The sequence below is a fragment of the Streptomyces sp. BE303 genome (assembly GCF_036290945.1).
Taxonomy (GTDB): domain Bacteria; phylum Actinomycetota; class Actinomycetes; order Streptomycetales; family Streptomycetaceae; genus Kitasatospora.
Window position 1 is genome coordinate 1 of record NZ_JAQYWZ010000189.1, and the last position, 298, is coordinate 298.

The 298-nt window shown below is 72.5% G+C and carries 1 protein-coding gene; it reads right to left on the minus strand.

Translation table 11 applies throughout. The features are described 5' to 3' along the window. On the minus strand, positions 1-298 hold a 298-nt coding region (locus PUR56_RS01095; RefSeq protein ID WP_329947455.1), incomplete at both ends, for an AMP-binding protein.

Here is a 298-nt window from a genome sequence, read left to right on the forward strand (position 1 = left end):
ACCGGGTAGTCCAGCTCCAGCGGCAGGTACGCCGCACCGCTGCGCAGCACCGCGAACAGCGACGCCACCATCTCCAGCGAACGCGGCAGCCCCAGCGCCACCACCTGCTCCGGACCGGCACCCCGCGCCACGAACAACCGCGCCAGCCGGTTCACCCGCGCATCCAGCTCCGCGTACGTCCACGAGGACGCACCGAACACCAGCGCCACCTCGTCCGGCACCGACACCGCACGCTCCGCCAGCAGATCCGCCACCGAAGCCGACGGCAACTCACGACCCGTCGCCGCCCACTCCCCCA